The organism is Promicromonospora sp. NPDC060204, from assembly GCF_042728455.1.
Classification (GTDB): domain Bacteria; phylum Actinomycetota; class Actinomycetes; order Actinomycetales; family Cellulomonadaceae; genus Promicromonospora.
In genome coordinates, this window is the sequence record NZ_JBHWZO010000076.1 from 1 (window position 1) to 24,629 (window position 24,629).

The following is a 24,629-nucleotide window of genomic DNA, read 5'->3' on the forward strand; positions in this document are numbered from 1 at the left end:
GCCCGCCCCTCCGCCCCCCCCCCCCGGCGGGCGGCCCCCGGGCGCGCGCCCCCCCCCCCGGCCGGCGCACTGACGAGCGGTGACGCCGAGGGGCCTGTCGGGTGTCGGAGTCTCGTGCCATGGTGGTGGGACCCGGACCGCAGGACGCACGAAAGAGGGCGCGACCCATGAGTGACGAGATCACCGCTGCCGAGTTCACCGCGGCGGAAGGCACGGAGGACTGGCGGGTCCTCCACGACGCGGCGCTCGCGCGGTTCACCACCGGCTCGTTCGCCACCGGGCTGGTGCTGGTCGCCCGCATCGGCGAGCTCGCCGAGGTCGCGAACCATCATCCCGACGTCGACCTGCGCTACGGAAGCGTGACGGTGCGGACCTGGTCGCACGACATCGGCGGGCTGTCCGAGCGGGACCTCGGCCTCGCGCGGGCGATCTCGGCGGCCGCCCGCAACGTGGGCGTCGCCGCGGACGTGACCGGGCTGCGCGAGGTGGCGATCGCGATCGACGCCGTGGTCGGACCCGCGGTCCAGGCCTTCTGGCAGGCGGTCCTGGGCCACGAGGCGCAGCCCTACCGCGGCGGCAACACAGCCGCGGGCCGGCTGATCGACGCGGACGGGCGCGAGCCGCTGTTCTGGTTCCAGCAGAGCGACGAGCGCCGGGAGCAGCGCAACCGCGTCCACGTCGACGTGTGGGTGCCGCACGACCTGGCCGAGGCGCGGGTGGCGGCGGCGGTCGCCGCCGGCGGGCGGCTCGTCACGGACAAGTACGCCCCGTCGTGGTGGGTGCTTGCCGACGCCGAGGGCAACGAGGCCTGCGTCTGCACCTGGCAGGGCGACTTCTGAGAACAGGGCGACTTCTGAAAAGAAGGTGAACTCCGGCCCGGGAATGGGTAGTGTCTCGCGCTTGTGCGCCCGCTCAACCCTCCCGCCCGGAACCCCTACTGGCGGTTCCTCCTGGCGGGCTTCCGCGGGCAGTCCGCCTACCCGCTCGCGACCCTCGCCGGCCTGGTCGCCAACGCGACGTTCGGCGTGCTCAAGGGCTCGATCATGGGGGCAGCGGTAGAGAGCTCGGGCGGTGAGCTGGCCGGGTACACGGCGGGCAGCATGGCCGCGTTCGTCTGGCTGGGGCAGGGGCTGCTCGGGTCGGTGAACTTCTGGGGCGGCAGCGACCTGCAGACCCGGATCAAGTCCGGCGACGTCGCCGTCGACTTCCTGCGTCCCGTGAGTGTCCAGGCCTCCCACGTGCTGACCGACGTCGGCAAAGGGCTGTTCGGCCTGCTGCCGCGCGGGCTGCCGAGCGTGCTCATCGGGGTCGCGATCGGCGGCATGGTGCTGCCGTCCGACCCGAGCGCGTACGCGCTCGGCCTGATCAGCCTGCTGCTCGGCATCGCCGTCTCGCACGCCTGCGTCTACGCCGTGGCGACGTCGGGCTTCTGGCTCGTGGAGTCCCGCGGCGTCGCCGTGTTCTACATGTCGTTCTCCGGGCTGTTCGCCGGCCTCTACACGCCGATCTACCTCTTCCCGGACTGGCTGCTGACCCTCGCGCTGCTCACGCCGTTCCCGTCGATGATGCAGCTCCCGGTCGACGTGCTCTCCGGCCAGGTCACCGGGGCGGCCGCCTGGCAGCACCTCGGCGTGCAGGCGCTGTGGCTCGCGATCGTGCTCGCCGTCGGGCACCTGACCACGCGGGCGGGACGCCGCAGGCTGGAGGTGCAGGGTGGGTGAGACCCTGCGCGCCTACCGGGCCGTCGTCGCCAGCCGGGCGCGCTCGCAGGCGAGCCACCGCGCGAGCTTCCGCCTGGACCTCGTCGGCGCGTTGATCGTCGGCCTCGTCGAGTTCGGCGAGATCTGGGTGCTGTACTCGGCGACGGACCAGATCGGCGGGTTCACGCTCGCGCAGATCATGCTCGTGTTCGGCCTGTCCGACCTCGCCTTCTCTCTCGCCGACCTCGTGGCCGGGCACTGCGACAACCTGCCGGTGTACGTCCGCGCGGGCACGCTCGACGTGTTCTTCCTGCGCCCTCAGCCGGTGCTGGCGCAGCTCGTCACGAGCGACCTCAGCCTGCGCCGGATCGGGCGCTGCGTCGTGGGCGCGACGTCGCTCACGGTCGGCCTGGTGCTCAACGACATCGACTGGACCGCGGGCAATGTCGGGCTGCTGGTGCTCGCGCTGGCCAGCGGCTTCGTCATCTTCACGGCGCAGTTCGTCACCGCGGCCGGGCTGCAGTTCTTCCTCGTCAACGGCGCCGAGATGACCAACGCGTTCGTGTACGGCGGCCGGTACGCGGCCACGCAGCCCACGAGCGTGTGGCCGCGCAGCCTGCTGGTGGTCTTCGGCGTCGTCTTCCCCGTGGCGTTCGCGGCCTTCCTGCCGGTCTCCACGCTGCTCGGCACGCCGGGCGTCGCGGGTCTGCCGGTCTGGCTGGGCTGGCTGGCGCCCGTCGCGGCGCTCTGGGCGGTCGTCGTCGCGGGGCTGGCCTGGCGCTGGGGCCTTCGTCACTACCGAGGAGCGGGCGGATGAACGTCATCGAGACCGAGGGCCTGACCCGGGTGTTCACCGGGCGGCCGGAGCGCGGGAACCGGCTGCGGCGCTCGCGGCACGTCGCCGTCGACGACCTCGACCTGACCGTCGAGGCGGGCGAGTCCGTGGGCTACATCGGCGCGAACGGGGCCGGGAAGTCGACGACCATCAAGATGCTCGTCGGCATCCTGGTGCCCACGAGCGGCACCGTGACGACCATGGGGCTGCACCCCCTGAAGCAGCGGCGCGCGCTCGCCCGCCGGATCGGCGTGGTGTTCGGGCAGCGCTCGCAGCTCTGGTGGGACCTGCCGGTGCGGGAGTCGTTCTCGATCCTGTCCGCGATCCACTCGCTGACCGCGGCCGACGAGCGCGCCCGGACCGCCGAGCTGGTCGACATGCTGGAGATGGGGGAGTTCCTGGCCACGCCGGTGCGGCAGCTCTCCCTGGGGCAGCGCATGCGGGCCGAGGTCGCGGCCGCGCTGCTGCACCGTCCGGACCTGGTGATCCTCGACGAGCCGACGATCGGCCTCGACGTGCTGTCCAAGCAGCGCCTGCGCGAGTTCCTCGTGGCGCAGCGGCGCGAGCACGGCACCACGCTGCTGCTGACGACGCACGACATGGGCGACGTCGAGCGGCTCTGCGACCGGGTCCTGGTCGTGGACCACGGCCGCCTGGCGTTCGACGGCACGCTCGACGGGCTGGCGCGCACGGTCGGCGCGCGGCGGGAGCTCGTCGTCGACCTCGCCGTCGCGACCCCCGACCTCACCGACGTGGCGGGCGCGGAGCACGTCCGCAGCGACTCGGACGGCCTGCGGCAGCGGTTTGCCTTCGACCCGCAGCGCACGACGGCGGCGCGGGTGCTCGCCGCGATCTCCGAGCGGGCCGAGGTGCTCGACCTGTCGATCGCCGAGCCCGACATCGAGGACGTGGTGCGCGAGATCTACCGCGCCACGAGGCGGTAGGCGGCGGGGTGCCGCCGGTCGGTCGGCGTGAGCCCTTGTGCGGGCGCCGGCTCAGGGTCGCATGCCTAGACGTTAATACGTCTAGCCCTCCTGCGCGCGAGAGGGGTGCCGCTAACGTGTGCCGGGTGCTTCCCGAACCAGCCGCCGTGCTGAGCCCGGTTCCCGCCCGATCCGCCGAGCCCGCGCCGTCGACCCCGCGGTCGTCCCGGCCGGTCCCGCACCCCGTCGCCCGGATCGCCGAGGTGGCGGTCCACCTGCCCGAACGCACCCGGGACGTGGCCGAGGCCGAGCGCGACCTGCACCGCAGGAACCCGAGGGTCGCGCCGCGCGTCCCGATGGTGTCGCGCCTGACCGGTGTGCGCCGGACCCACGTGGCCGATGACGACCAGCAGGCCTCGGACCTCGCCGTCGCCGCCTCCCGCACTCTCCTGGATCGGGCGGGCCTGGGGCCGCAGGATGTGGACCTCCTGATCTTCGCCTCGGCCACCCAGGACATGATCGAGCCCGCCACCAGTCACATCACCGCCGCCAAGCTCGGCGTCCGGGCGCCGGTGATGGACGTCAAGAACGCCTGCAACTCCGTGCTCAACGGGATCGAGGTGGCCGAGGCGCTCATCGGGACCGGCCGGTACCGCCGCGTGCTGGTCGCGTCCGGCGAGATGCCGACGCGCGGCGTCCGGTGGGACGTGCCCGACCGGTCGACGTACGCCCTGTCTGCCGCCGGCTACACGATGTCCGACGCCGGGGCGGCGGTGCTCGTCGAGGCGGTCGAGGCGCCGTCCGGCTTCGAGGACGAGCTGGCCGCCGAGCTCGCCGGCCTGGTCGAACCCGCGGTCCGGCCGTCCGGCATCCTCGGCTCGGCGTTCACCGCGGAGTCGCAGCACTGGGACGTGGGCATGCTGCCGGGCGGCGGCACGTTCAACCCGCGCGACCCGGAGCGCAGCTACTTCGAGATCGACGGGTCGCGCCTGCGCGAGGCGTTCCTCGCGCTCGGGCCGGGCCCGGTCGACGAGGCGCTGGAGCAGGCCGGCGTGACGATGGACGACGTCGCGCTCGTCGCGGTGCACCAGGTCGCGGTCGGCTACCTCGCCGACGTGCACGCGGCGCTGGGTGTGCCGGCCGACCGCACGATCGTCACCGTGGCCGAGCACGGCAACCTGGCCTCGGCGACCCTGCCGCTGCAGCTCGTGACGGCGCTGGAGTCGGGCCGGCTGCGCCGGGGCGACGTGGTGCTGCTCCTCGGGCTCGCGGGCGGGATCAGCATGGGGGCGATGGTGGTCCGGTGGTGACAGGACCGCGCCGCATGCGGAGCGCAGCGGACGGTGAGGGCCGAGGGACGAGGCACGCGCCGGGAGCGGAGCGCAGCGAAGGCGCGGCAGAAGGTAGAGCTCGTCTCGCCGTCGTCGTGCCCGCGTTGAACGAGGCGCACGAGCACGGGATCCTGCGCACCCTCGCGGCGCTGCACGCGCAGGAGGACGACGACTTCGACCTCGTGGTGGTGGACAACGGCTCCACGGACGGCACGCCCGACGTCGTCCGCAAGGCGGTCGCGGAGTGGGGGCGGCTGCGCTGGCAGGTCGTCACGGAGCCCGAGAAGGGGACCGGGGCCGCGGCGGACACCGGGATGCGGGCCGCCATCGCGCTCGGTGCCGAGCTGCTGGCCCGGACCGATGCCGACTGCCTGCCTCCGCCCGGGTGGACGCGGGCGGTGCGGCAGGCGTTCGCGTCGGGCGACGAGCTGGTGGCCGGCCGGCTGCTGCCGCGCACCGACGACCTGCCGGTCTCGCGGGTCCAGCAGGGTGTGCTGTCGTTCGCGCTGTGGGCGTCCAGCACGTTCGGCAAGGTGCGCCCCGGCAACCGGGACGACGGGTACCTGGGGCCGTACGTGATGACGCCCGGCTGCAACATGGCGATCACGGCGTCCCTGTACGAGCGCGCCGGCGGGTTCCCGCGCACCCGGATCGAGGACGTGCACGAGGACCGGGCCCTGGTCAACGCCGTGCGCCGGCTGACCACCCGGTACGCGGAGCACCGCGAGGTCTGGGTGCGCGCCTCGACGCGCCGCGTGCACGCGTGGGGCCTGGTGCGCACGCTCGGCTGGTACGCCGACCACCGCTACCGGCCCGAGGTTGTGGACATCCGATGACGGCCGCCGCGCCCGAGGCGCTCTGGGAGGAGCGGGTGCAGCGGGCCGCGCACCCGCTCGCCTACCCGGCGCTCCGGTCCGCGCGGCGCCGGCCCGTGGTGCGCGTCCCGCGCGTCGGCGTGGTGGTGAGCGACGCCGCCGTCGCGCGCGAGGTGCTGCTCGACCTGGACCACTTCTCGAAGGTGGGCCCGGGGGCGCCGTCGGACCTGTGGACGCCGGTGCTCGGGCCGTCCGTGCTGCTCAACATGGAGGGCGCCGAGCACGCCGCGTTGCGGCGCGCGCTGGGGCCGCTGTTCGCGCCCCGGGCGGTGCGGGAGCTGGTGTCCGGGGGCGGGTTCCCGGGCGGTGAAGGTGTGGGCGGCGACGGCGCGGTCGGTTTCGGAGCGAGCGACGCCGGAGCCCCGGACGACGGCGGCGTGCTGCCGGACCTGACGCGGCGGCTGGCCGCGGGGGAGACCGTCGACCTCGCCGCCGCGGTGACGGCGCAGGCCGGCGCGGTGATCTGCGGGATGGTGGGGCTGCCGCCGACGGATCACGCCGTGCGCTCCGCGATGTCCGCCGCCCGGACGATCACCGGGATGGTGCGGCTGCACCGGCACGGTCTCACGCGGTCCCAGGTCACGCGGGCGCGGGCGGTGCTGGAGCGGCTGACGGCGCCCGCCCGTGCGGCCTACCGCGCGGGCGACCCGGCGACGGTGCCCGGGCGGATGCGCGACCTGGGGCTGTCCGAGCGCGAGGCGATGGGCGCCGTCGGTGCGTTCGTGCTCACGGGGACGGAGACGGTCCAGTCGTTCGTGCCGCGGCTCCTGGCGATCGCCCACGACACCGGGTGGACCGGGCGGCTGCTGGCCGGCGACGCCCAGGTGCGGCGGCGCGCCGTCGAGGAGGGGCTGCGCGTCACGGTGCCGACGCCCGCGATGCTGCGCGCGGTACGGGCCGACGCGTCGGTGGGCGGCCTGCGGGTCGCCGCCGGCGAGCGCGTGGTGATCGCCACGGTCAACTGCTGCCGGGCCGCCGGCGGCTTCGACCCCGGCCGGCCGGTCGACCCCGCCGTGCGGCACCTGTGGTTCGGCGCCGGGCCGCACTTCTGCCTCGGCATGCCGCTGGCGATCGCCCAGGTGGACGCCGTCCTGGACGCGCTCGCCGCCGCGTCGGCCGACGGTCGGGTCACGGTCGTGGGCCGACGCCGGGCCGCGCGCGGCGTGCTGGTCCCGGCGTACCGGTCGCTGGAGCTGCGGCTGGGACCGGCCGCGAAGGAGACGAGATGACCCACTTCCTGGAACGTCTGCCCGCCCTGGCCCGGGAGACGCCGGACGTCGTGGCGCTGCGCTGGTTCGGCGGCCGCGGCGGCGCTCGTGTGCGCGAGGAGGTCACGTTCCGCGACCTCGCCGCGCGCGTCGAGCGGACGGCGTCCGGCCTGCGGGCACAGGGTTTGCGGCCCGGCGACCGGGTGCTGTTCAGCGTCCGGCCCCGGCCCGAGGGCGTGGTCCTGTGCCTCGCGATCCTGCGCGCGGGCGGCTCCGTCGTCTTTGTGGACCCTGGCTCGACGCCGGAGCTGTTCGCCGCCCGGATCGCGGCGGCCCGGCCGCGGTGGGCCGCGACAGAGGCGCTGCTGTACGCGGCGTCGTCGGGGCCGCTGCGCAGGATCGCGCGCTCGCGCGGGCTGCTGCTCCCGGACTACGGCCGGCTGCCCGTGCGGCACCTGTACACGGGGCGGTGGCTGCCGGGGGTGCCACGCGGGGCGCGGCGGGTGGCGGCTGAGTCCGCACGAAGGCCGGGGTCGGAGCCGGACCTGACCTCGGGGCCGGAGCCGACGCCGGTGCCGGAACCCGCGCCCCGTCCCGGGTGGGTCGCGGACGATCCCGAGGCGCTGGTCGTCTTCACGTCCGGGACCACCGCCGAACCCAAGGCCGTGGTGCACACCGCGGGCACGCTCGGCGGCATGCTGGGCCTGTTCGCGCAGGTGGGCGGGCTGCGGTCCGAGCAGCGAGCGCACACCGACCAGATGTTCCTCGGGCTCCCGGCGCTGCTCGCGGGCGGCACGTGGGAGATCCCGGCGAGCACGCCCAAGGACGACCCGGCGGCGTTCGCGCGCGGCGTCGCGGGCGCGGACTCGTCGTTCCTGGTGCCCGCCGACGTGACGGCGCTGCTCGACGTCCTGGAGGCCCGCGGGATCGACGGCGGCGCTGAACCCGTCGTCGGCCCCGCGGTGCTGGCGGTCGGTGCGGCCCCGGTCACCGCCGCGCTGCTGGAGCGCGGCCGCCGGGTGCTGCCGGCCACGCGCTGGATCGCCGTGTACGGGGCCACCGAGATCCTGCCCGCCGCGATGACCGAGGCGGACGAGAAGATCGCGGCCGCCGGGGGTGGCGCGGCGTCGGCGAGCGCCGGTTCCAGCGGCGGCCCGCGGGGCGACCTCGTGGGTCGTCCGCTGGCGGGGATCGGCGTGCGCATCGACACCGCCGTCGTCGGCCTGGACGAGGCGCCCGGCCCGTCCAGGGACGAGACCGGGGACGCACCCGGAGACCAACCCGCGGGCGAACCCGGCACAGGCCCGGGCGACAGGCCCGTGGTGGGCGAGCTGGTCCTGACCGGGCCGTCGCTGATGGCGGGCTACCTGTCCGACCTCGACGCCGGCAAGCCGCGCGCGGCCGAGCACCGCACGGGCGACCTCGCCTACCGGGACGCGGACGGCCGGATCGTGCTGGTCGGCCGCAACCGGGACATGATCATCCGCGGCACGGTGAACATCTATCCGGGCCTGTTCGAGCCCCGGCTGCGGGCGCTGCCGGGGGTGGCCGACGCCGTCATGGTCGGTGTCCCGATGCCGGACGGCGACGAGCGGGTGGTCCTTGTGGTGACGCCGGAGGGCGCGGCGCCCGGCGTGGGCACGCCGCGGGTCCGGGTGGGCACCGACCTCGCCCGGGCCGTCGCCGACCAGGTCGGACAGGTTCTGGACCACGGCGCCCTGCCCGACCTGGTGGTCGAGGCGTCGCACGTGCCGCTCGCGGGCCGGTCCCGGAAGCCGGACCGTCATGCCCTGGTCGACCTGGTTTCACCTCTCGCGGGTACAGTGCGCGCATGAGGGTGGCTGTGACCGGTTCGTCGGGGTTTGTTGGCGGGGCTGTGGTGCGGGATCTCGCGGCGCACGGGCACGAGGTGATCGCGTTCTCGCGGCGCGTCCCGCGCGTCCCGGCCGAGCTGCTCGACAAGGTCGCCCACCAGTTCTGGGACCTGCGGGACGGCCCGCTCGCGAAGGAGGACCGGCCCGAGGACGTCGACGTCGTGGTGCACTGCGGCGCGTCCGTCGGGGACGGCGGCAGCCACGCCCGGGCGTGGGTGGTCAACGTCGAGGGCACCCGCGCGGTGCGCGAGACGTTCCCCGGCGCACGCTTCGTGCACCTGTCGTCGGGCAGCGTCTACGACCCCCGGACGCCGAGCGTCGCGGCCACCGAGGCGGAGGCGCCCGCCCGCGGGTACGTGAACCCCTACGGCTCCACCAAGGCCGCCGCCGAGCGGTACCTCGCGGCGGACGCCGCGCGCGAGGACCGCGGCCCCGTCGTCGTGCTGCGGCCGCACGCGGTCTACGGGCCGGGCGACACGACGCTGCTGCCGCGGCTGGAGTCCGCGGCGATCGGCGCGTGGCTGCCGCTGCCGGGCGGCGGCAAGGTGCGGCAGCACCTCACGCACGTCGACACGCTGGCCCTTGCGGTGCGGGCCGCCCTGGACGTGGACGTCGAGCCCGAGATCGCCGCGGGGCGGCCGCTCGTGGCGAACGTGGCCGACGCCAGCCCGGTCGACCTCGACGAGACGATCGAGCTGCTGATGTTCGCCCGGTTCCGGCCGGTCCAGGTGGTGGGGATCCCGCTGCGGCTGGCCAACGTGCTGGCCTGGGCGGGGGAGCGCCTGGCCCGATGGACCGGGCGCGAGCCGCGCCTGTCCCGGTACGCCATCAGCCACCTCGCGATGGAGCGCACCTACGACCTCACGATGCTGCGGGAACGCCTCGGCGTGGACCCGGCGCCGACGTCGCTGCACGGCGCCATGAGCTGGTAGCCCCGACGCGTCAGACCTACAGGTCCCTCCGGTGACCTGTGTGTCTGACACATTCGGGTGCTGTCCGGAATGCCCTACCCTGTGCGGGTGATTCCAGGGAGCGACGTCGCGATCGAGACGCTCGGGCTGCGCAAGGCGTACCGCTCGGTGCGCGGCCGCGCCGTGGGCGTGGACGGGCTCGACCTGCGTGTACCGGCGGGCGGCGTGCACGCGCTCCTCGGGCTCGCGGGCTCGGGCAAGACCACCACACTGCTCCTGCTCACCGGCCTCGCCCACGCGGACGGGGGCGCGATGAAGATCTTCGGCACCCACGTCCCGGACGGCCTGCCCGAACTCGCCGGCCGCATCGGCGCCGTCGTCGGCGACCCCGGGTTCCACGGCCGCCTCAGCGGACGCCGCAACCTCGCCCTTCTCGCGAGCGCGGCCGGCGTGCCGCGCGCCCGCGTGGACGAGGTGCTCACCCGCGTCCTCCTCGCCGACCGGGCCAAGGCCGCCTACGACACCTACTCGCCCGACGAGGAACGCCGGCTGGCGCTCGCGGCGGCACTGCTGCGCGACCCTGACCTCCTCGTCGTCGACGACCCGAGCGCCGGCCTCGACGCCGTCGGCACGCGGGAGATCCGCCAGGCCCTGCGCCGGCTGGCAGACCAGGGCAAGACCGTGCTGGTCGCGACCGGCGTGCTCACCGAGGCGCAGCAGATCGCGGACACGGTCACGGTGCTCGACGGCGGCCGCATCCTCGCGCAGGGGAGCACCGCCGAGCTCCTGGGTGACGCCCGGGTCAGCGTCCGCGTCGGCGTCGACGAGCCGGGCAAGGCCGCCACGGCCCTGCGGGCCGCGGGCTTCAAGGTCCGGTCCGACGGCGACACGCTGCACGTCGACGACGTCGCCGAACCGGCCGAGATCTCGCGGGCGCTCGCCAAGCAGAAGCTCTTCGCGGGCGAGCTGGTGCCGCAGCGGGAGGACCTGGCCGCCGTCGTCGGCCGGCTGCGCCCCGTGGTGCCGCCGACGCCCGTGCCGCCGAGCCGCGCCGAGGAGCGGGCGGCGCGCAAGGCCGCCGAACGGAAGGCGGCGGAGCGGAAGAAGGCCGCCGAGCAGCGCAAGGCGGACAAGGAGGCGGCCGCGAAGCAGGCGGCGGACGAGGCGAGGGCGACCGAGGAGGCCGCGGCGAGGCAGGCGGCGATCGACGAGCGGGCCGCGGCGAAGCAGGCGGCGGTCGACGAGCGGGCCGCGGCCAAGGAGGCAGCGCGCGCGGAGCGGGCGGCCGCGAAGGAGAACCGGAGGTCGGCGGGGCGGTCGGCCGGGCCGGAGGCGAGCGGTACCGGTGATCCGGGTGCGGGCGAGCGGGACGGCGTGGTGAAGGCGGTCGCGAAGGCGAGCGCGGCGACGTCGGGCGCCTCGGTGGCGGTCTCGGCGAAGGCCGGTGGCTCGACGTCGAGCACCTCGAAGCCGGGCGCTCCCAAGCCTGGTGTTCCCAAGGCTGGTGCGCCCAAGCCCGGTGCTCCGAAGGCCGGGGCGTCCAAGCCCGGTGCGTCGGAGGCGACCGGTGCGACGAACGCCGTCCCGAAGACGGCGGCCTCGAAATCCTCTGCCCCGAAGACGGCGGCGCCCAAGCCTTCCGCCCCCAAGCCGTCCGCCCCCAAGCCTTCCGCGGTGCAGGGCACGGCCGCGACGTCGGGCACGGCCGTAGCGACCGGCGAGGCGCCGGCCGACGCCGACACGCCGGCCAAGCAGTCGAGGTTCGCCGAGCGGCGTGCGGCGTTCGACGCCAAGGTCGCGGAGAAGCAGGCGGCGGCCGAGGCGCGGATCGCGGAGCGCCAGGCGGCCGCCGACGCGAAGGCGGCCGAGAAGCAGGCGGCGGCGGAGGCCAGGGCGGCAGCGAAGCAGGACAAGGCCGATGCCAGGCAGGACAAGGCGGACGCGCGGCAGGCCAGGATCGACGACCAGGCCGCGCGGAAGCAGGCGGAGCTCGACGCCAAGGAGGCCGCGGCACGGCAGAAGGCGGCCGAGAAGGCCGCCGCGGAGCAGGCGCGCGCCGACGCGAAGCAGGCTGCCCTCGACGCCAGGCAGGCCGCGCTCGACGAGAAGGCCACCAGGAAGCAGGAGGCCGCCGACGCGAGGACGGCCCGGCTCGCGAACCGCAAGGAGGGCGCCAGGGCGCTCCTGGGCCGGCGCGCGGCGGAGACGTCCGGGGGCAGCGACGGGGGTCTTGAGCCGGACGCCCGGGAGGCGGAGGAGCGGGAGGCGGAGGATCGGGAACCGGACGACCTCGAGCTGAAGCGGCTCGAGGCGGAGGGACTGGAGCTCGACGACCTCGAGCTGGACGACCTCGCACCGGACTACCTCGGACCGGACGGCCTCGCACCGGACGCGGCCGAACCGGACGCGTCCCGACCGGACGACCCGGAACCGGACGACCCAGAACCCGAAGACTTCGAGCCGGACGACCCCGGCCCGGACGAGACCGGACCGGACGACCCCGCCGCACGGGAGCCGGATCCGCGCACCGGCGCGGGCGGGGGACGGCCCCGCCCCGGACAGCACGGATCAGGCCGGAACAAGAAGCGTTCGAAGGGAAGGCGATGATGGGCCTGCTGTGGGCCGAGCTGCGCAGGTTCGCCGTGCGGCCGGCGATCCGGTGGATCGCCGTGGCGATGCTCGCGCACGTCGCGCTCGCGGTCGCGGTGACGGCGTTCGAGCCGGAGGCGTTCACGCTCGCGGCGATGCTCGACCAGGGGCAGATCTCGTTCTACGCGATGACGTCGGTGTTCCTCGCCTACGTGGCGGGCGTGCTGCTGGTGACCGGGTCCGCGGCGCAGGGCGGGACGCGTGCCCTGCTGACCGTCGAGCCCCGCCGGGGCCGCGTCTACTGGAGCAAGCTGGCGGCGGCCGGGCTGGCCGTGGTGCCCGGCATCGCGGCGGCCTGCGCGCTGCTCGGGTTCGGCATGTACTGGGCGCACGCGCGGGCCGGGATGCTGGGCGGTCCGCCGTCCGACCTGGTGGAGGCGCTGACGTGGAGCGGCGTCCGCGTGGTCGCCCTCGCGGTGTCCGCGGCGGTCGGCGGCGCGGCGCTCGGGGTGCTCGTGCGGCGCTGGTGGGTCGCGGTCGGGCTCGCCGCGGTGTGGTTCGTGGTCGAGGAGCAGGTGGCGCTGAGCGCGTCGTCCGCCGTCCGGGACTGGCTGCCGTTCACCAACGCGGACTCGTGGGTCCGCGGCACGCGGACCGTGCTCGCCGGCGACGGGGTTCTGGCGGCCCCTTACGTGCACAGCGGGCTCCTGCTGCTCGGCATCACGGTGGTGCTGGCCGTGCTCGGCTCGGTGGTCTTCCAGCATCGCGACGTACGCTGAGCACGGCAGGCCCGTTCCGGCTCTCCCGGGTCTCCCAGGGAGGCCGAGGAGGCCCGGGATCCTGCGGCCCGGACGGCCTGGTGTCTCGGATCGTGGGACCTTTGGCCCGCTGAGTGACACCGGCGACTTTTCGGCGTAACGTGCGTGACGTGCAGACGATCATTCTTGTAGTACTTCCTGAGCGCGCGGCCTAAGCCCCAGCACAGGCATCGTCCGCGCGCTCACCCTGGCAGTCCTTTCACCAAAGGACCCGGGGTTTTTTTGTTGTCACGAACGCTCGCTTTCGCCCCAGGACGGGGCGCGACGGCAGGAGAACCGCATGACCGGCACACCGACACCCGCACAGATCGCCGCGCGCGCCGAGGCGCGTGACCAGGTGCGCACCGAGCTTCGGTCCCGCGTAGGCGGCAAGGCCGAGCTTGAGAACGCCGCACCGCGCGTCGGGCCGGAGGAGGTGACGGGCGCGCAGTCGATCGTCCGCTCGCTCGAGGAGGTCGGGGCGGAGGTCGTCTTCGGCATTCCCGGCGGCGCGATCCTGCCCACCTACGACCCGCTGATGGACTCCGCCAAGCTCCGCCACATCCTCGTGCGGCACGAGCAGGGCGGCGGCCACGCGGCGTCGGGCTACGCCCACGCGACGGGCCGGGTCGGCGTCACCATGGCGACGTCGGGCCCCGGCGCCACCAACCTGGTGACGCCCATCGCGGACGCCAACATGGACTCGATCCCGCTCGTGGCGATCACCGGCCAGGTGGGCGCCTCCGCGATCGGCACCGACGCCTTCCAGGAGGCGGACATCGTCGGCATCACGATGCCGATCACCAAGCACTCCTACCTGGTCACGGACCCGGCCGAGATCCCCCGCACCATCGCGGAGGCGTTCCACATCGCCTCCACCGGGCGGCCGGGGCCGGTGCTCGTGGACATCGCGAAGTCGGCGATGCAGTCGCGCACCACGTTCTCGTGGCCGCAGGAGCTCAACCTGCCGGGCTACCACCCCGTGACCAAGCCGCACTCGAAGCAGATCCGCGAGGCCGCGAAGCTGCTGGCCACGGCCCGCCGGCCGGTCCTGTACGTGGGCGGCGGCGTGATCCGCGCCGGCGCCTCGGACCTGCTGCGCCAGCTCGTGGACCTGTCCGGGGCGCCCGTCGTGACCACGCTGATGGCCCGCGGCGCGGTGCCGGACAGCCACCCGCAGCACCTGGGCATGCCCGGCATGCACGGCACGGTGCCCGCCGTCGCTGCGCTGCAGAAGGCGGACCTCGTGTTCGCGCTCGGCGCCCGGTTCGACGACCGCGTGACCGGCAAGCTGTCGAGCTTCGCCCCGCTGGCCGCGATCATCCACGCGGACATCGACCCCGCCGAGATCGGCAAGAACCGCGAGGCCGACGTCCCGATCGTGGGCGACCTCCGCGAGGTCATCGGGGACCTGCTGCCCGAGCTGGCCAAGGAGCACGAGACGCACGGCAAGCCCGACGTCGAGGGCTGGTGGCATCAGCTCGACGAGTGGCGCCGCACCTACCCCCGCGGCTACACCCAGCCGGAGGACGGCCACCTGTCGCCGCAGCACGTGATCCAGCGACTGGGCGAGCTGACCGGGCCGGACGCGATCTACGTCGCGGGCGTGGGCCAGCACCAGATGTGGGCCGCGCAGTTCATCAGCTACGAGCGACCCAACACCTGGATCAACTCCGGCGGCCTCGGGACGATGGGCTACTCCATCCCGGCCGCGATGGGCGCCAAGGTCGGCGAGCCGGACCGGACGGTCTGGGCCGTGGACGGCGACGGCTGCTTCCAGATGACCAACCAGGAGCTGGCCACCTGCACGATCAACGACATCCCCATCAAGGTGGCGCTGATCAACAACAGCTCGCTGGGCATGGTGCGGCAGTGGCAGACGCTCTTCTACGAGTCGCGCTACTCCAACACCGACCTGCACACCGGTCACGGCACCATGCGCGTGCCCGACTTCGTGAAGCTCGCCGACGCGTACGGCTGCGAGGGCATCCGCGTGGAGCACGCCTCCGACGTCGACGCCGCGATCAAGCGGGCCAACGAGATCGACGACCGGCCCGTGGTCGTGGACTTCACCGTCTCGCGTGACGCGATGGTGTGGCCCATGGTCGCCGCCGGCGTGAGCAACGACGACATCCAGTACGCACGCGGCATCTCGCCGGCGTGGGAGCGAGAGGACTGACCCCCATGTCGAGGCACACCCTGTCCGTGCTCGTGGAGAACAAGCCCGGCGTGCTCACGCGCGTCGCCGGCCTGTTCGCCCGTCGCGCGTTCAACATCCACTCCCTGGCCGTCGGCCCCACGGAGCACGAGGAGATCTCGCGCATCACCGTGGTGGTCGACGTCGAGGAACACCCCCTGGAACAGGTCACGAAGCAGCTCAACAAGCTCATCCACGTGATCAAGATCGTCGAGCTCGAACCCGAGTCGTCAGTGCACCGCGAGCTGCTGCTCGTCAAGGTGCGGGCCGACGCCGCCACCCGAACCGGGGTGCTGGAAGTCGTCGAGATGTTCCGGGCGCGCGTGGTCGACGTCGTGCCGGACTCCGTGGTCATCGAGGCCACCGGACCGGCGGCGAAGCTCGACTCGCTCCTCGCGGCGCTGGAACCGTACGGCGTCCGTGAGATCGTCAAGTCCGGCACACTGGCCATCGGCCGGGGCGCCCGGTCCATCACCGACCGTGCGTTCGAGCGCGCGGTCAGGTCCGCCTGAGCGCGCGACCCACCGATACTTCTTTCCACCCGAGTAATCAACTGAGGAGCAAGAACCGTGGCTGAGCTGTTCTACGACGACGACGCTGACCTGTCGATCATCCAGCAGAAGAAGGTTGCTGTGGTCGGCTACGGCAGCCAGGGCCACGCGCACGCCCTGAACCTGCGTGACTCCGGGGTGCAGGTGACCGTCGGCCTGCGCGAGGGCTCCGCCTCCCGGGCCAAGGCCGAGAACGAGGGCCTCGCTGTCGCGACCGTGCCGGACGCCGTGCGCGACGCCGACGTGGTCGTGATCCTCGCCCCCGACCAGGTGCAGCGGCACCTGTACGCCGAGGACATCGCGCCGAACCTCAAGGAGGGCGCCGCGCTCGTCTTCGGGCACGGCTTCAACATCCGCTACGGCTACATCAAGCCCGAGGCCGGCCACGACGTGCTCATGGTCGCCCCCAAGGGCCCGGGCCACATCGTGCGCCGCGAGTTCGCGGACGGCCGCGGCGTGCCCGTGATCGTCGCCGTCGAGCAGGACGCGTCCGGCTCCGCCTGGGGCCTGGCCCTGTCGTACGCCAAGGGCATCGGCGGCCTGCGCGCCGGCGGCATCAAGACGACGTTCACCGAGGAGACCGAGACCGACCTGTTCGGCGAGCAGGCCGTGCTGTGCGGCGGCGCCTCGCAGCTGGTCCAGTACGGCTTCGAGACGCTGACCGAGGCCGGCTACCAGCCGGAGGTCGCGTACTTCGAGGTTCTGCACGAGCTCAAGCTGATCGTCGACCTGATGGTCGAGGGCGGCATCGCCAAGCAGCGCTGGTCCGTCTCGGACACCGCCGAGTACGGCGACTACGTCTCCGGCCCGCGCGTCATCGACCCGAGCGTCAAGGAGAACATGAAGGCCGTTCTCTCCGACATCCAGGACGGCACCTTCGCCGCCCGCTTCATCGCGGACCAGGACGCCGGCGCCCCTGAGTTCAAGGAGCTGCGCGCCAAGGGCGAGCAGCACCCGATCGAGGCCACGGGCCGCGAGCTGCGCAAGATGTTCTCGTGGATCAAGCCGGCCGACTCGGACTACGTCGAGGGTTCCGCCGCGCGCTGATCCCGGCGTCGGCACGACGCCGTAGCGCGTGACAGAGCGGCGCCCCACCCTCCGCACGGAGGGTGGGGCGCCGCTCTCTTGTCCTGCCGTCCTTGGTGCCGGACTGCGGTGTTGCCCGACGGCGGTCCGGCGTCAGCCCTTGAGGGTCTCGACCCAGTCCTGGTTGTCCGCGAGCCAGGCCTCGACGCCGGCAGCCGGGTCGCCCTCGTGCTCGTTGACGACCTGGTCCTCCAGGCTGCCGTACTGCTCGTCGTCCAGCTTGGCCTTACCCATCATCTCGGCGACCTCGGGGAACTCCTCGGCGAACCCGAGGGTTGCGATCTCGTGGAGGCCCTCCGCCTCGCCGAGCGCGCCCTTCGGGTCCTCGAGGTCGCGCACCGGGAAGGTGTTGTTGGCCCAGAAGGGGCGCCACAGCGTGACGACGATGTCCTCCTCCTTCTGGACGGCCTCGTCGAGGGCGTTCAGCATGGCCGGCGTCGACGACGTCTGCAGCTCCCAGCCGTCCTCGTCCAGGCCGTACTGCGGGATGACCTGCTCCTGCGTGGCCTTCGTCAGGCCCGCGCCCGCCTCGATGCCGACGATCTTGCCGTCGTAGTCGGTGCTCTTCCCGACGAGGTCCTCGATCGACCGGAGCTCGGAGTACTCGGGGACGGCGACGGTCAGCTTGGCGCCGTCGTAGTAGGTGCCGAGGTCCTCCAGGTCGTCGCCGTACTCGTCCATGTAGGCGGCGTGCGTGACCTCGGGCCACGCGGACGGGAAGACGTCGATGTCGCCTTCAGCCAGTCCGGTGTACAGCGGTGCTGCGTCGTTGATCTCCGTGATCTCGACCGTGTACCCGTCCTCCTCGAGGACGTTCTTCCACAGGTAGGCGGTGCTCAGACCGTCCGTCCACGACGGGATGATGCCGAGGGTGATGGTCTTGTCGCTGCTGCCGCCGTCCTCGCTCGAGCCGCATGCCGTGAGGCTGAGGCCCAGGCCGAGGGCCACTGCGGCCGCTCCGATCCGCTTGCCGGTCGTGCCGATCATCGGTGTCCTTCCGTTTCGTATCACTGGGGTTCGTTATGTATGGGTGAGGGGTACTACGTCTTGAGGGAGGCGTCAGGCTGCGCGTGCCGCGTCGGCGGCGGGGGCGCTGTTCGCCGGGGTCCGGGTGAACCGGTCGCGCAGCTCGCGCAGGCGGCCGTGACCCGGACGGCGGGAGCCGATCGACGCCGTCAGGCGGTCCAGGAAGATCGCCAGGATCACCACGGAGATGCCGGCGTCGAAGCCGCGGGCGAGGTTGAGGGTCGAGATGGCGCCCACCACCTCGTTGCCCAGGCCGCCGCCACCGACCAGGCCGGCGATCACGGCCATCGACAGGGCCAGCATGATCACCTGGTTGACGCCGGCCATCACGGTCGGCATGGCCAGCGGGAGCTGGATGTCCTTGAGGATCTGCCGCGGCCCGGCGCCGAAGGCCTGACCGGCCTCGACGACCTCGCCGTCGACCTGGCGGATGCCGAGCTCGGTGAGCCGGACGGCGGGCGGCAGGGCGAAGATCACCGTGGCGACCAGGGCGCCGGCCACGCCGATGCTGAACAGCTTGAGCACGGGCAGCAGCCAGACCATGCCGGGCATGGTCTGCATGAAGTCCATGACGGGCTTGGCGATGCGGCTGACGACGGGCGAGCGGGCCGCGAGGATGCCCAGCGGGATGCCGAGGACCAGGGCGACGACGGTCGCCACCACCACGAGGGCGAGGGTCTCGACGGCGGGCTCCCACATGTCCATCCCGATGATCAGGACCAGGCCCACCAGCGTTCCGACACCGAGCTTCCAGTTGCGCAGGAGCCAGCCGAGCAGCGCCAGGACGATCGCGAGGACCAGCGGGTCCAGGGCCAGGAGGGGGTCGGCGATCCCGTTGATGGCGCCGGTGATCAGGTCACCGATCACGTCGAAGAGCGCGTCGAAGGTCTGCTTGAACCAGGTGAACCCGGTCTCCAGCCAGGTGCCGACCGGGATGGACGGCACGATCGTCAGGGGGGCGGCGCTCTCAGGCACGGGCGGCCTCCTTGGTCTGGTCGTCCTTGTTGGTCTCGTCGTCCGTGGTCCGGTCGTCCGTGGTCTCGTCGTCGGCCGGCACGGGAGCGTCCGCGACGTCGGGCTCCGCGTGCGCGGCGAGCGCCGAGAGCAGCGTGATGCGCGGGACGACGCCGACGAGCCGTCCGGCGTCGTCGACCACGGCGATGGCCGGGGTCTCGGCCGCCGGGCCGAACAGGTCGGCGAGCGAGGTGTCGGGGGAGACGGCGGCGACGTCCGGCACGGGCCGCAGGAGGCCGGTGAGGTCCTTCTGCTCCAGGTGCCGGCCCACCTCGTCCTCGGTGACGTAACCCTTGAGGGTGCGGTCACGTCCGGTGACGAACATCGCCGGGATCTGGTGCTCGCGCATCAGCTTGTGCGCGGCGCGCGGTCCCTGCTCCGCGCCGAGGACGGCGGCCGGCGGCTCCATGACGGACGACGCCGTCAGCACGCGGGTGCGGTCGACGTCGGCGACGAACTGCGCGACGTAGTCGTTGGCCGGGTCGGTGAGGATCTCCTCGGCGGTCCCGACCTGGACGATCCGCCCGTTGCGCATCATGGCGATCCGGTCGCCGATGCGCATGGCCTCGTTGAGGTCGTGGGTGATGAAGAGGATCGTCTTGCCGAGCTTCTGCTGCAGCTCGACGAGCTGGTCCTGCATGTCCCGCCGGATCAGGGGGTCCAGCGCGCTGAACGCCTCGTCCATGAGCAGGATGTCGGTGTCCGCGGCGAGCGCGCGGGCCAGGCCGACCCGCTGCTGCATGCCGCCGGACAGCTCGCTCGGCAGGTGGTCGTCCCAGCCGGTCAGCCCGCACAGCTCTAGGGCCTCGTGGGCGCGGGTGCGGCGCTCCTCCTTGCCGACGCCCTGCGTCTCGAGGCCGTAGGCGGCGTTGTCGATGACCGTGCGGTGCGGGAACAGCGCGAAGTGCTGGAAGACCATGCTGATCCGCTCGCGCCGCAGGCGGCGCAGGTCCTTGCCGGTGGCGGCGGTGATGTTCTCGCCGTAAAGCTCCACGTGGCCGGAGGTCGGCGGGTGGAGCCCGTTGATCATGCGGATCAGGGTCGACTTGCCGGACCCGGACAGGCCCATGACGACGAAGATCTCGCCCTCTTCCACGGTGAACGACGCGTCGATGACCGCCGGCGTCAGCCCCGCTCGTCTCAGCTCGTCGGTGTCCGCCCCGGCCTCGAGACGTCTGACGCCCTCGCGGCCCTTACGCCCGAACACCTTGTACAGATGGTTTGCCTCGATTGCTGGCACAAAGCCCCTTCTCTTGGCGCGAAAATTTTGGAAAAAGTACGTCAGAACGACGTGAACCGCCGTTCACCAGACCATGAGCGGTCGCATGTATGCAAACTGGGTAAGGGTTCGTTATCGGATCGTTCAGTTTTCGTCATGTGCCGGCGAGGCCTCGTCCGGCCCCTGCCGTTAGGGCAGGATGTCCCCGTGACCCACGACGTGAACCCGCAGGCCGCGGACGGCGACGAGCCGGCCTTCGACCCCTCGACCTTCGACCCCGAGTCGGTGCCCGTGGAGGACCAGGAGCTGGCCGCCGAGGTCCTCGACTTCTGGGCGGCCACCCGGCAGTACGCGGGGATGGCGAAGGCGAGCATCGTCGTCGGCCACACCGTGAGCGAGACCGTGCCGCCGCAGGCGTGGTCGTTCGGCGACGAGCCGGAGCTGGCCCAGACGCTCCTCGCGGCGGTCCTGGCGGGGGACAAGACGGCGACGTCGTCGGCCCTGTGGGACTACGACGACGAGGGCGTTCCGCTGCCCGTCGTCGGCGAGCTGTCGATCCTGCTGGACGGCGAGCGCCACCCGCGTGCGCTGATCCGCACCACGAGCGTGGAGACGACCACGTTCGACGAGGTCGACGAAGACTTCGCGGCCGCGGAGGGCGAGGACGACCGCACGCTGGAGTCGTGGCGGGCGGGGCACGAGGCGTACTTCCGCCGGACGCTGGGCGAGGGGCGGGAGTTCGCGGAGGACATGCCGATCGTGTGCGAGCGGTTCGAGCTGCTGTACCCGAAGCCCTGACGTACCCGAAGCACTGAGCGGCCTGCCCCGGCCCTGAGGCATCGGAGGCCCTGAGGCCCGGGTTCGCGTCCGTGCGCGACCTGGGTCCGGGTTCCGGCTAGGCCGGGGTGAGGACCAGCCAGGCGAAGCCGACCACACCGCGGTAGCCGCCCAGGTACTCCTCGCGCCGCCGGTCGGCGAAGGCCCGGGCGCCCGGTGTGGCCAGCCGCTCGATGCCGGCCCGCCAGTCCGACTCGAAGTCGTCCCACTCGCCCTGCGTCGAGGTCGCTGCGTGGAGCACGCGGAACCCCGCGTCGGTCGCGATGCGGGCCAGGCCCGCGAGGTCGGGCAGGTTGCCGAAGGCCGCACGGACGACGGCGTCCGGCTCGGCCTCGTAGACGCCGTCGCCGAACAGCAGGTTTCCGTGCGGGTTGGTCAGGCCGTGCAGCGCCTCCAGCGCGGGCGCCGGGCCCGCGCCCCAGATGTGGCTCGCGCCGATGTTCACGACGATGTCCGCCGGGCGGTCCCAGGTGGTCGCGTCCGTGGTGTGGAACGTGACCCGCCGCTCCAGGCCGCGGTGTGTCGCCGTGTTCCGGGCGGCGCCGACGTCGGCGGCGTGGTTGTCGACTCCGTCGCCGTCGAGGCCGTGCCGCTCGCAGAGGCGGAGCAGCAGCTCGCCGGCGCCGCAGCCCAGGTCGAGCACGCGCGAGCTGGTCCGCAGGGGCTGTACACGGTCGATCAGTGCGGCGGCTCTCTGCTCGCCGAGGGGCGAGTTGAAGGTGAGCCCGGTCGCCGCGGCGTCGAAGTACGGGCGGAGGTCCTCGTCGGTGGCGCTCATCGGCCGATTGTGCGGGCGCGCGACGGGTCCCGGCCAAGGCTTTTCGAGGTGTCGGTATCTCGCTGGGCGGGACTTCGCGCGGGTCCAGGCCGCTGGTGAGGTGCCCGCCCTCAGGCATCCACGGTCAGCCGGCGGTCGATGCCGGTCCCGCGCTCCGGGTCGCTCCCCCGCACGTGGATCTCGGTGCTGGTCACGGTGGCGCGGTAGAGGCGCAGCTCGGCGTCGCCGCTGAGCTCGTCGACCCCGTAGGCCCGCACGCCGCTGCGCACCGACGAGAAGGCAGCGGTCACGGCGGCGGGGAGCTCGCCGTCGGGCACCTGGGCGGCCGTGGCGCCGAGGTAGACGGCGGCCGTGTCGGGGCCGGGGTCGGCCTGGGAGTTGAAGATGACGATCTCGACCCGGGGCCGGGCGGCGACGTTGCGCGAGTGCTGCGCGGCGGGCGACGAGATCCAGTAGAAGTCGCGGTACGCGGCGTGGTTGTAGAAGACGGGCGAGACACGCGGTGTGCCGTCCGGCTGGGCCGTGCCGAGGACCATGAAGTGGTTGTCGTCGATGACGCGGTGGGCGATGTCGATGGGCTCCATGGCCGGTGGACGGGTGGCGAGCGGGGAAGTCATCGCGTGCGCCCCGTCGCCGGCTGTGTCGGCGGAGTGTCAGTGGCTCGTCCTACGGTGTGGGGCACAGGTCCTGACGAGAGGTGAAGGCGATGGCGCTGCGCTGGTACTCGACCGTGGTGGAGTCCACGGACCACAAGAAGCTGGCTCGCTGGTGGGCCGAGGCCCTGGGCTGGGAGGTCATCTTCGAGCTCGACACCGAGTCGGTCCTCGTGCCGCCGTGGGCGCTCGAGCTGTCCGACAAGCTCGACTTCCACCAGGTGCCGCCGGGCATGGTGTTCGTCCCGGTCGAGCACCCGAAGACGAGCAAGAACCGCCTGCACTGGGACTTCGCGCCGCACACGAGCGACGACCGGGACGCCGAGATCGCGCGCCTGGTCGAGCTGGGCGCGACGGTGATCGACGTCGGGCAGCCGGCCGACGCGACCTGGACCGTGCTGGCGGACCCGGACGGCAACGAGTTCTGCGTGCTCTCGGCCCGGGACCAGTAGCTCGGGGCGTGCCGGGGCCGGCCGATGACTTCCGGTCCGTGGGGTCGTCCACCGAGGTATGAACACTCCATCTGTGAAAGCCAAGAATCTCGCGGAGCTCTACGACCTCCCGACCCTGGACTGGGCGCCGGTCGCGGCCGACCTGGTCGGGCTCACGCAGGCTCCGGGCACCGGTGGCCCGGACCGGCACTCGCACTGGCTCACCACCGTCAACGCGGACGGGGGCCCGCACGTCACCGGCATCGGCGCCATCTGGTTCGACGACGCCTTCTGGGTGGTGTCGGGCCGTTCGGCGCTCAAGGCCCGGAACCTGGAGCGCGAGCCGCGGTGCACCATCGCGGTGGCGACCGCCGACTACGACACCGTGGTCGACGGCACGGCCGAGCTGGTCACGGACCCGGACGTCGTGGCGAGGGTCTCCCGGCAGCTCAACGACGGCGGCTGGCCGTGCGAGCCGGACGCGTCCGGTACCGCGCTGACCGCTCCCTACAGCGCGCCGTCGGCGGGGCCCGCCCCGTGGCACGTGTACCGCGTGACGCCCACCCGGGCGACCGCGCTCTACGTGCGGGAGCAGGGCGGGGCGACGACCTGGACGTTCGACTGAACGAGGTTCCAACAAGTCGTCCATTGGGTGAGACCCGCGTCTCAGCCCGGTGGTCGCACGCGTACGCTCCGGACATGGCACAGGTGGGTACGACAGACGGCATCAACCTCGCGGTGGTCGCGGGTGACGGCATCGGCACCGAGGTCGTGGAGCAAGGTCTCTCCGTCCTCGAGGCGGCACTGGCGCCGTCGGGTACCAAGCTCTCCACGACCGAGTTCGACCTCGGTGCGCGGCGCTGGCACGCGACGGGCGAGACCCTCACCGACGAGGACCTCGGGCGGATCAAGGGGCAGGACGCGATCCTGCTGGGCGCGATCGGCGACCCGTCGGTCCCGAGCGGCGTGCTGGAGCGCGGGCTGCTGCTCAAGCTCCGCTTCGCGCTGGACCACTACGTGAACCTGCGCCCGACCAAGCTCTACGAGGGCGTCTCCAGCCCGCTCGCGAACCCGGGCGAGATCGACTTCGTCGTGGTCCGCGAGGGCACCGAGGGCCCGTACGTCGGCAACGGCGGCGCGCTGCGCGTCGGCACGCCCGCCGAGATCGCCACCGAGGTCAGCGTGAACACCGCGTTCGGCGTCGAGCGCGTGGTCCGGGACGCGTTCGCGCGCGCCGCGGCCCGCCCGCGCAAGCACCTCACCCTGGTGCACAAGCACAACGTGCTGGTGCACGCCGGACACCTGTGGCGCCGTACCGTCGAGGCCGTGAACGCCGAGTTCCCCGACGTCACCACGGACTACGCGCACGTGGACGCCGCGACCATCTACCTGACGACGAACCCGAGCCGGTTCGACGTGATCGTCACGGACAACCTCTTCGGTGACATCCTCACCGACCAGGCCGCCGCGATCTCGGGCGGCATCGGGCTGGCCGCCTCGGCCAACATCAACCCGGACCGCACCGCGCCGTCGATGTTCGAGCCGGTGCACGGCTCCGCGCCCGACATCGCCGGCCAGGGCAAGGCCGACCCCACCGCGACGATCCTGTCCGTCGCCCTGCTGCTCGACCACCTGGGTTTCGCGGCCGAGTCCGCGCGCGTCCAGGACGCCGTGGCCGCCGACCTCGCGTCGCGCGGCGACGTAGTACGCACGACCGACCAGGTAGGCCGCGACATCGCGGCCCGCGTGATCGGGTAGCACGCTTCACGAAGGCGGCGCCCGGGTCTCGCAGAC

At 73.1% G+C, this 24,629-nt stretch carries 23 protein-coding genes; 18 read left to right on the plus strand and 5 right to left on the minus strand.

The window, feature by feature from the left end; genetic code table 11:
* The first annotated feature begins 167 nt into the window (after positions 1 to 167).
* The 14 genes from ACFWEJ_RS11965 (at position 168) to ilvC (ending at position 16,838) form a co-directional block, all read left to right on the plus strand.
* A complete protein-coding gene (locus ACFWEJ_RS11965; RefSeq protein ID WP_377229425.1) occupies positions 168 to 839 on the plus strand; it encodes a VOC family protein in 672 nt (223 codons plus the stop codon).
* A gap of 63 nt (positions 840 to 902) precedes the next feature.
* Positions 903 to 1,721, plus strand: a complete 819-nt coding sequence (locus ACFWEJ_RS11970; protein ID WP_377229426.1) for an ABC transporter permease — start codon at positions 903 to 905, stop codon at positions 1,719 to 1,721.
* Positions 1,714 to 2,517, plus strand: a complete 804-nt coding sequence (locus ACFWEJ_RS11975) for an ABC transporter permease (RefSeq protein ID WP_377229427.1) — start codon at positions 1,714 to 1,716, stop codon at positions 2,515 to 2,517. Before ACFWEJ_RS11970 ends, ACFWEJ_RS11975 begins: the two co-directional genes overlap by 8 nt.
* Positions 2,514 to 3,479, plus strand: coding sequence for an ATP-binding cassette domain-containing protein (locus ACFWEJ_RS11980; protein WP_377229428.1), 966 nt, complete (start codon positions 2,514 to 2,516; stop codon positions 3,477 to 3,479). The genes ACFWEJ_RS11975 and ACFWEJ_RS11980 overlap by 4 nt, the downstream gene beginning before the upstream one ends.
* A 125-nt stretch (positions 3,480 to 3,604) precedes the next feature.
* Entirely contained in the window at positions 3,605 to 4,768 is a 1,164-nt protein-coding gene (locus tag ACFWEJ_RS11985) for a 3-oxoacyl-ACP synthase III family protein (RefSeq protein ID WP_377229429.1), read from the plus strand.
* A gap of 14 nt (positions 4,769 to 4,782) precedes the next feature.
* Positions 4,783 to 5,625: a glycosyltransferase gene (locus tag ACFWEJ_RS11990; RefSeq protein WP_377229430.1), complete on the plus strand. Its 843-nt coding sequence runs from the start codon at positions 4,783 to 4,785 to the stop codon at positions 5,623 to 5,625.
* Positions 5,622 to 6,893: a cytochrome P450 gene (locus ACFWEJ_RS11995; RefSeq protein WP_377229431.1), complete on the plus strand. Its 1,272-nt coding sequence runs from the start codon at positions 5,622 to 5,624 to the stop codon at positions 6,891 to 6,893. Before ACFWEJ_RS11990 ends, ACFWEJ_RS11995 begins: the two co-directional genes overlap by 4 nt.
* On the plus strand, positions 6,890 to 8,707 hold the full coding sequence (locus ACFWEJ_RS12000) for a class I adenylate-forming enzyme family protein (protein ID WP_377229432.1): 1,818 nt from the start codon (positions 6,890 to 6,892) through the stop codon (positions 8,705 to 8,707). The genes ACFWEJ_RS11995 and ACFWEJ_RS12000 overlap by 4 nt, the downstream gene beginning before the upstream one ends.
* Entirely contained in the window at positions 8,704 to 9,678 is a 975-nt protein-coding gene (locus ACFWEJ_RS12005; protein WP_377229433.1) for an NAD-dependent epimerase/dehydratase family protein, read from the plus strand. The genes ACFWEJ_RS12000 and ACFWEJ_RS12005 overlap by 4 nt, the downstream gene beginning before the upstream one ends.
* Positions 9,679 to 9,765: 87 nt before the next feature.
* Positions 9,766 to 12,264, plus strand: a complete 2,499-nt coding sequence (locus ACFWEJ_RS12010; protein WP_377229434.1) for an ATP-binding cassette domain-containing protein — start codon at positions 9,766 to 9,768, stop codon at positions 12,262 to 12,264.
* The gene (locus ACFWEJ_RS12015) at positions 12,261 to 13,025 is read left to right on the plus strand and encodes a hypothetical protein (protein WP_377229435.1); all 765 of its coding nucleotides are present in this window, start codon (positions 12,261 to 12,263) and stop codon (positions 13,023 to 13,025) included. Before ACFWEJ_RS12010 ends, ACFWEJ_RS12015 begins: the two co-directional genes overlap by 4 nt.
* A gap of 319 nt (positions 13,026 to 13,344) precedes the next feature.
* Positions 13,345 to 15,222, plus strand: coding sequence for an acetolactate synthase large subunit (locus ACFWEJ_RS12020; protein ID WP_377229436.1), 1,878 nt, complete (start codon positions 13,345 to 13,347; stop codon positions 15,220 to 15,222).
* Positions 15,223 to 15,227: 5 nt separating this feature from the next.
* Positions 15,228 to 15,752, plus strand: coding sequence for an acetolactate synthase small subunit (gene ilvN, locus ACFWEJ_RS12025; protein ID WP_020013644.1), 525 nt, complete (start codon positions 15,228 to 15,230; stop codon positions 15,750 to 15,752).
* A gap of 57 nt (positions 15,753 to 15,809) precedes the next feature.
* Complete coding sequence (gene ilvC, locus ACFWEJ_RS12030) at positions 15,810 to 16,838, plus strand: ketol-acid reductoisomerase (protein WP_377229437.1); 1,029 nt, start codon at positions 15,810 to 15,812, stop codon at positions 16,836 to 16,838.
* Between the two features lie 132 nt (positions 16,839 to 16,970).
* Here the strand turns inward: ilvC and ACFWEJ_RS12035 are convergent, their stop codons facing one another.
* The 3 genes from ACFWEJ_RS12035 to ACFWEJ_RS12045 form a co-directional block, all read right to left on the minus strand.
* On the minus strand, positions 16,971 to 17,864 hold the full coding sequence (locus tag ACFWEJ_RS12035) for a glycine betaine ABC transporter substrate-binding protein (protein WP_377229438.1): 894 nt from the start codon (positions 17,862 to 17,864) through the stop codon (positions 16,971 to 16,973).
* A 72-nt stretch (positions 17,865 to 17,936) separates the two neighbouring features.
* Entirely contained in the window at positions 17,937 to 18,878 is a 942-nt protein-coding gene (locus ACFWEJ_RS12040; protein WP_377229439.1) for an ABC transporter permease, read from the minus strand.
* Positions 18,871 to 20,124 (minus strand): glycine betaine/L-proline ABC transporter ATP-binding protein, encoded by a 1,254-nt coding sequence (locus ACFWEJ_RS12045; protein ID WP_377229440.1) that lies wholly within the window; start codon positions 20,122 to 20,124, stop codon positions 18,871 to 18,873. The genes ACFWEJ_RS12040 and ACFWEJ_RS12045 overlap by 8 nt, the downstream gene beginning before the upstream one ends.
* A gap of 219 nt (positions 20,125 to 20,343) precedes the next feature.
* On the opposite strand from ACFWEJ_RS12045, the gene ACFWEJ_RS12050 reads away from it, so the two are divergent.
* Positions 20,344 to 20,934: an ASCH domain-containing protein gene (locus ACFWEJ_RS12050; RefSeq protein ID WP_377229441.1), complete on the plus strand. Its 591-nt coding sequence runs from the start codon at positions 20,344 to 20,346 to the stop codon at positions 20,932 to 20,934.
* Between the two features lie 97 nt (positions 20,935 to 21,031).
* Here the strand turns inward: ACFWEJ_RS12050 and ACFWEJ_RS12055 are convergent, their stop codons facing one another.
* A complete protein-coding gene (locus ACFWEJ_RS12055) occupies positions 21,032 to 21,751 on the minus strand; it encodes a methyltransferase domain-containing protein (protein ID WP_377229442.1) in 720 nt (239 codons plus the stop codon).
* 110 nt (positions 21,752 to 21,861) lie between these two features.
* Positions 21,862 to 22,368 (minus strand): pyridoxamine 5'-phosphate oxidase family protein, encoded by a 507-nt coding sequence (locus ACFWEJ_RS12060; protein ID WP_377229443.1) that lies wholly within the window; start codon positions 22,366 to 22,368, stop codon positions 21,862 to 21,864.
* 89 nt (positions 22,369 to 22,457) lie between these two features.
* Here ACFWEJ_RS12060 and ACFWEJ_RS12065 point away from each other — a divergent pair, with 89 nt between their 5' ends.
* The 3 genes from ACFWEJ_RS12065 (at position 22,458) to ACFWEJ_RS12075 (ending at position 24,593) form a co-directional block, all read left to right on the plus strand.
* Positions 22,458 to 22,856, plus strand: a complete 399-nt coding sequence (locus tag ACFWEJ_RS12065) for a VOC family protein (RefSeq protein WP_377229444.1) — start codon at positions 22,458 to 22,460, stop codon at positions 22,854 to 22,856.
* Between the two features lie 73 nt (positions 22,857 to 22,929).
* Positions 22,930 to 23,460 (plus strand): pyridoxamine 5'-phosphate oxidase family protein, encoded by a 531-nt coding sequence (locus tag ACFWEJ_RS12070; RefSeq protein WP_377229445.1) that lies wholly within the window; start codon positions 22,930 to 22,932, stop codon positions 23,458 to 23,460.
* 74 nt (positions 23,461 to 23,534) lie between these two features.
* Positions 23,535 to 24,593, plus strand: coding sequence for a 3-isopropylmalate dehydrogenase (locus ACFWEJ_RS12075; RefSeq protein WP_377229446.1), 1,059 nt, complete (start codon positions 23,535 to 23,537; stop codon positions 24,591 to 24,593).
* Positions 24,594 to 24,629: the final 36 nt, after the last annotated feature.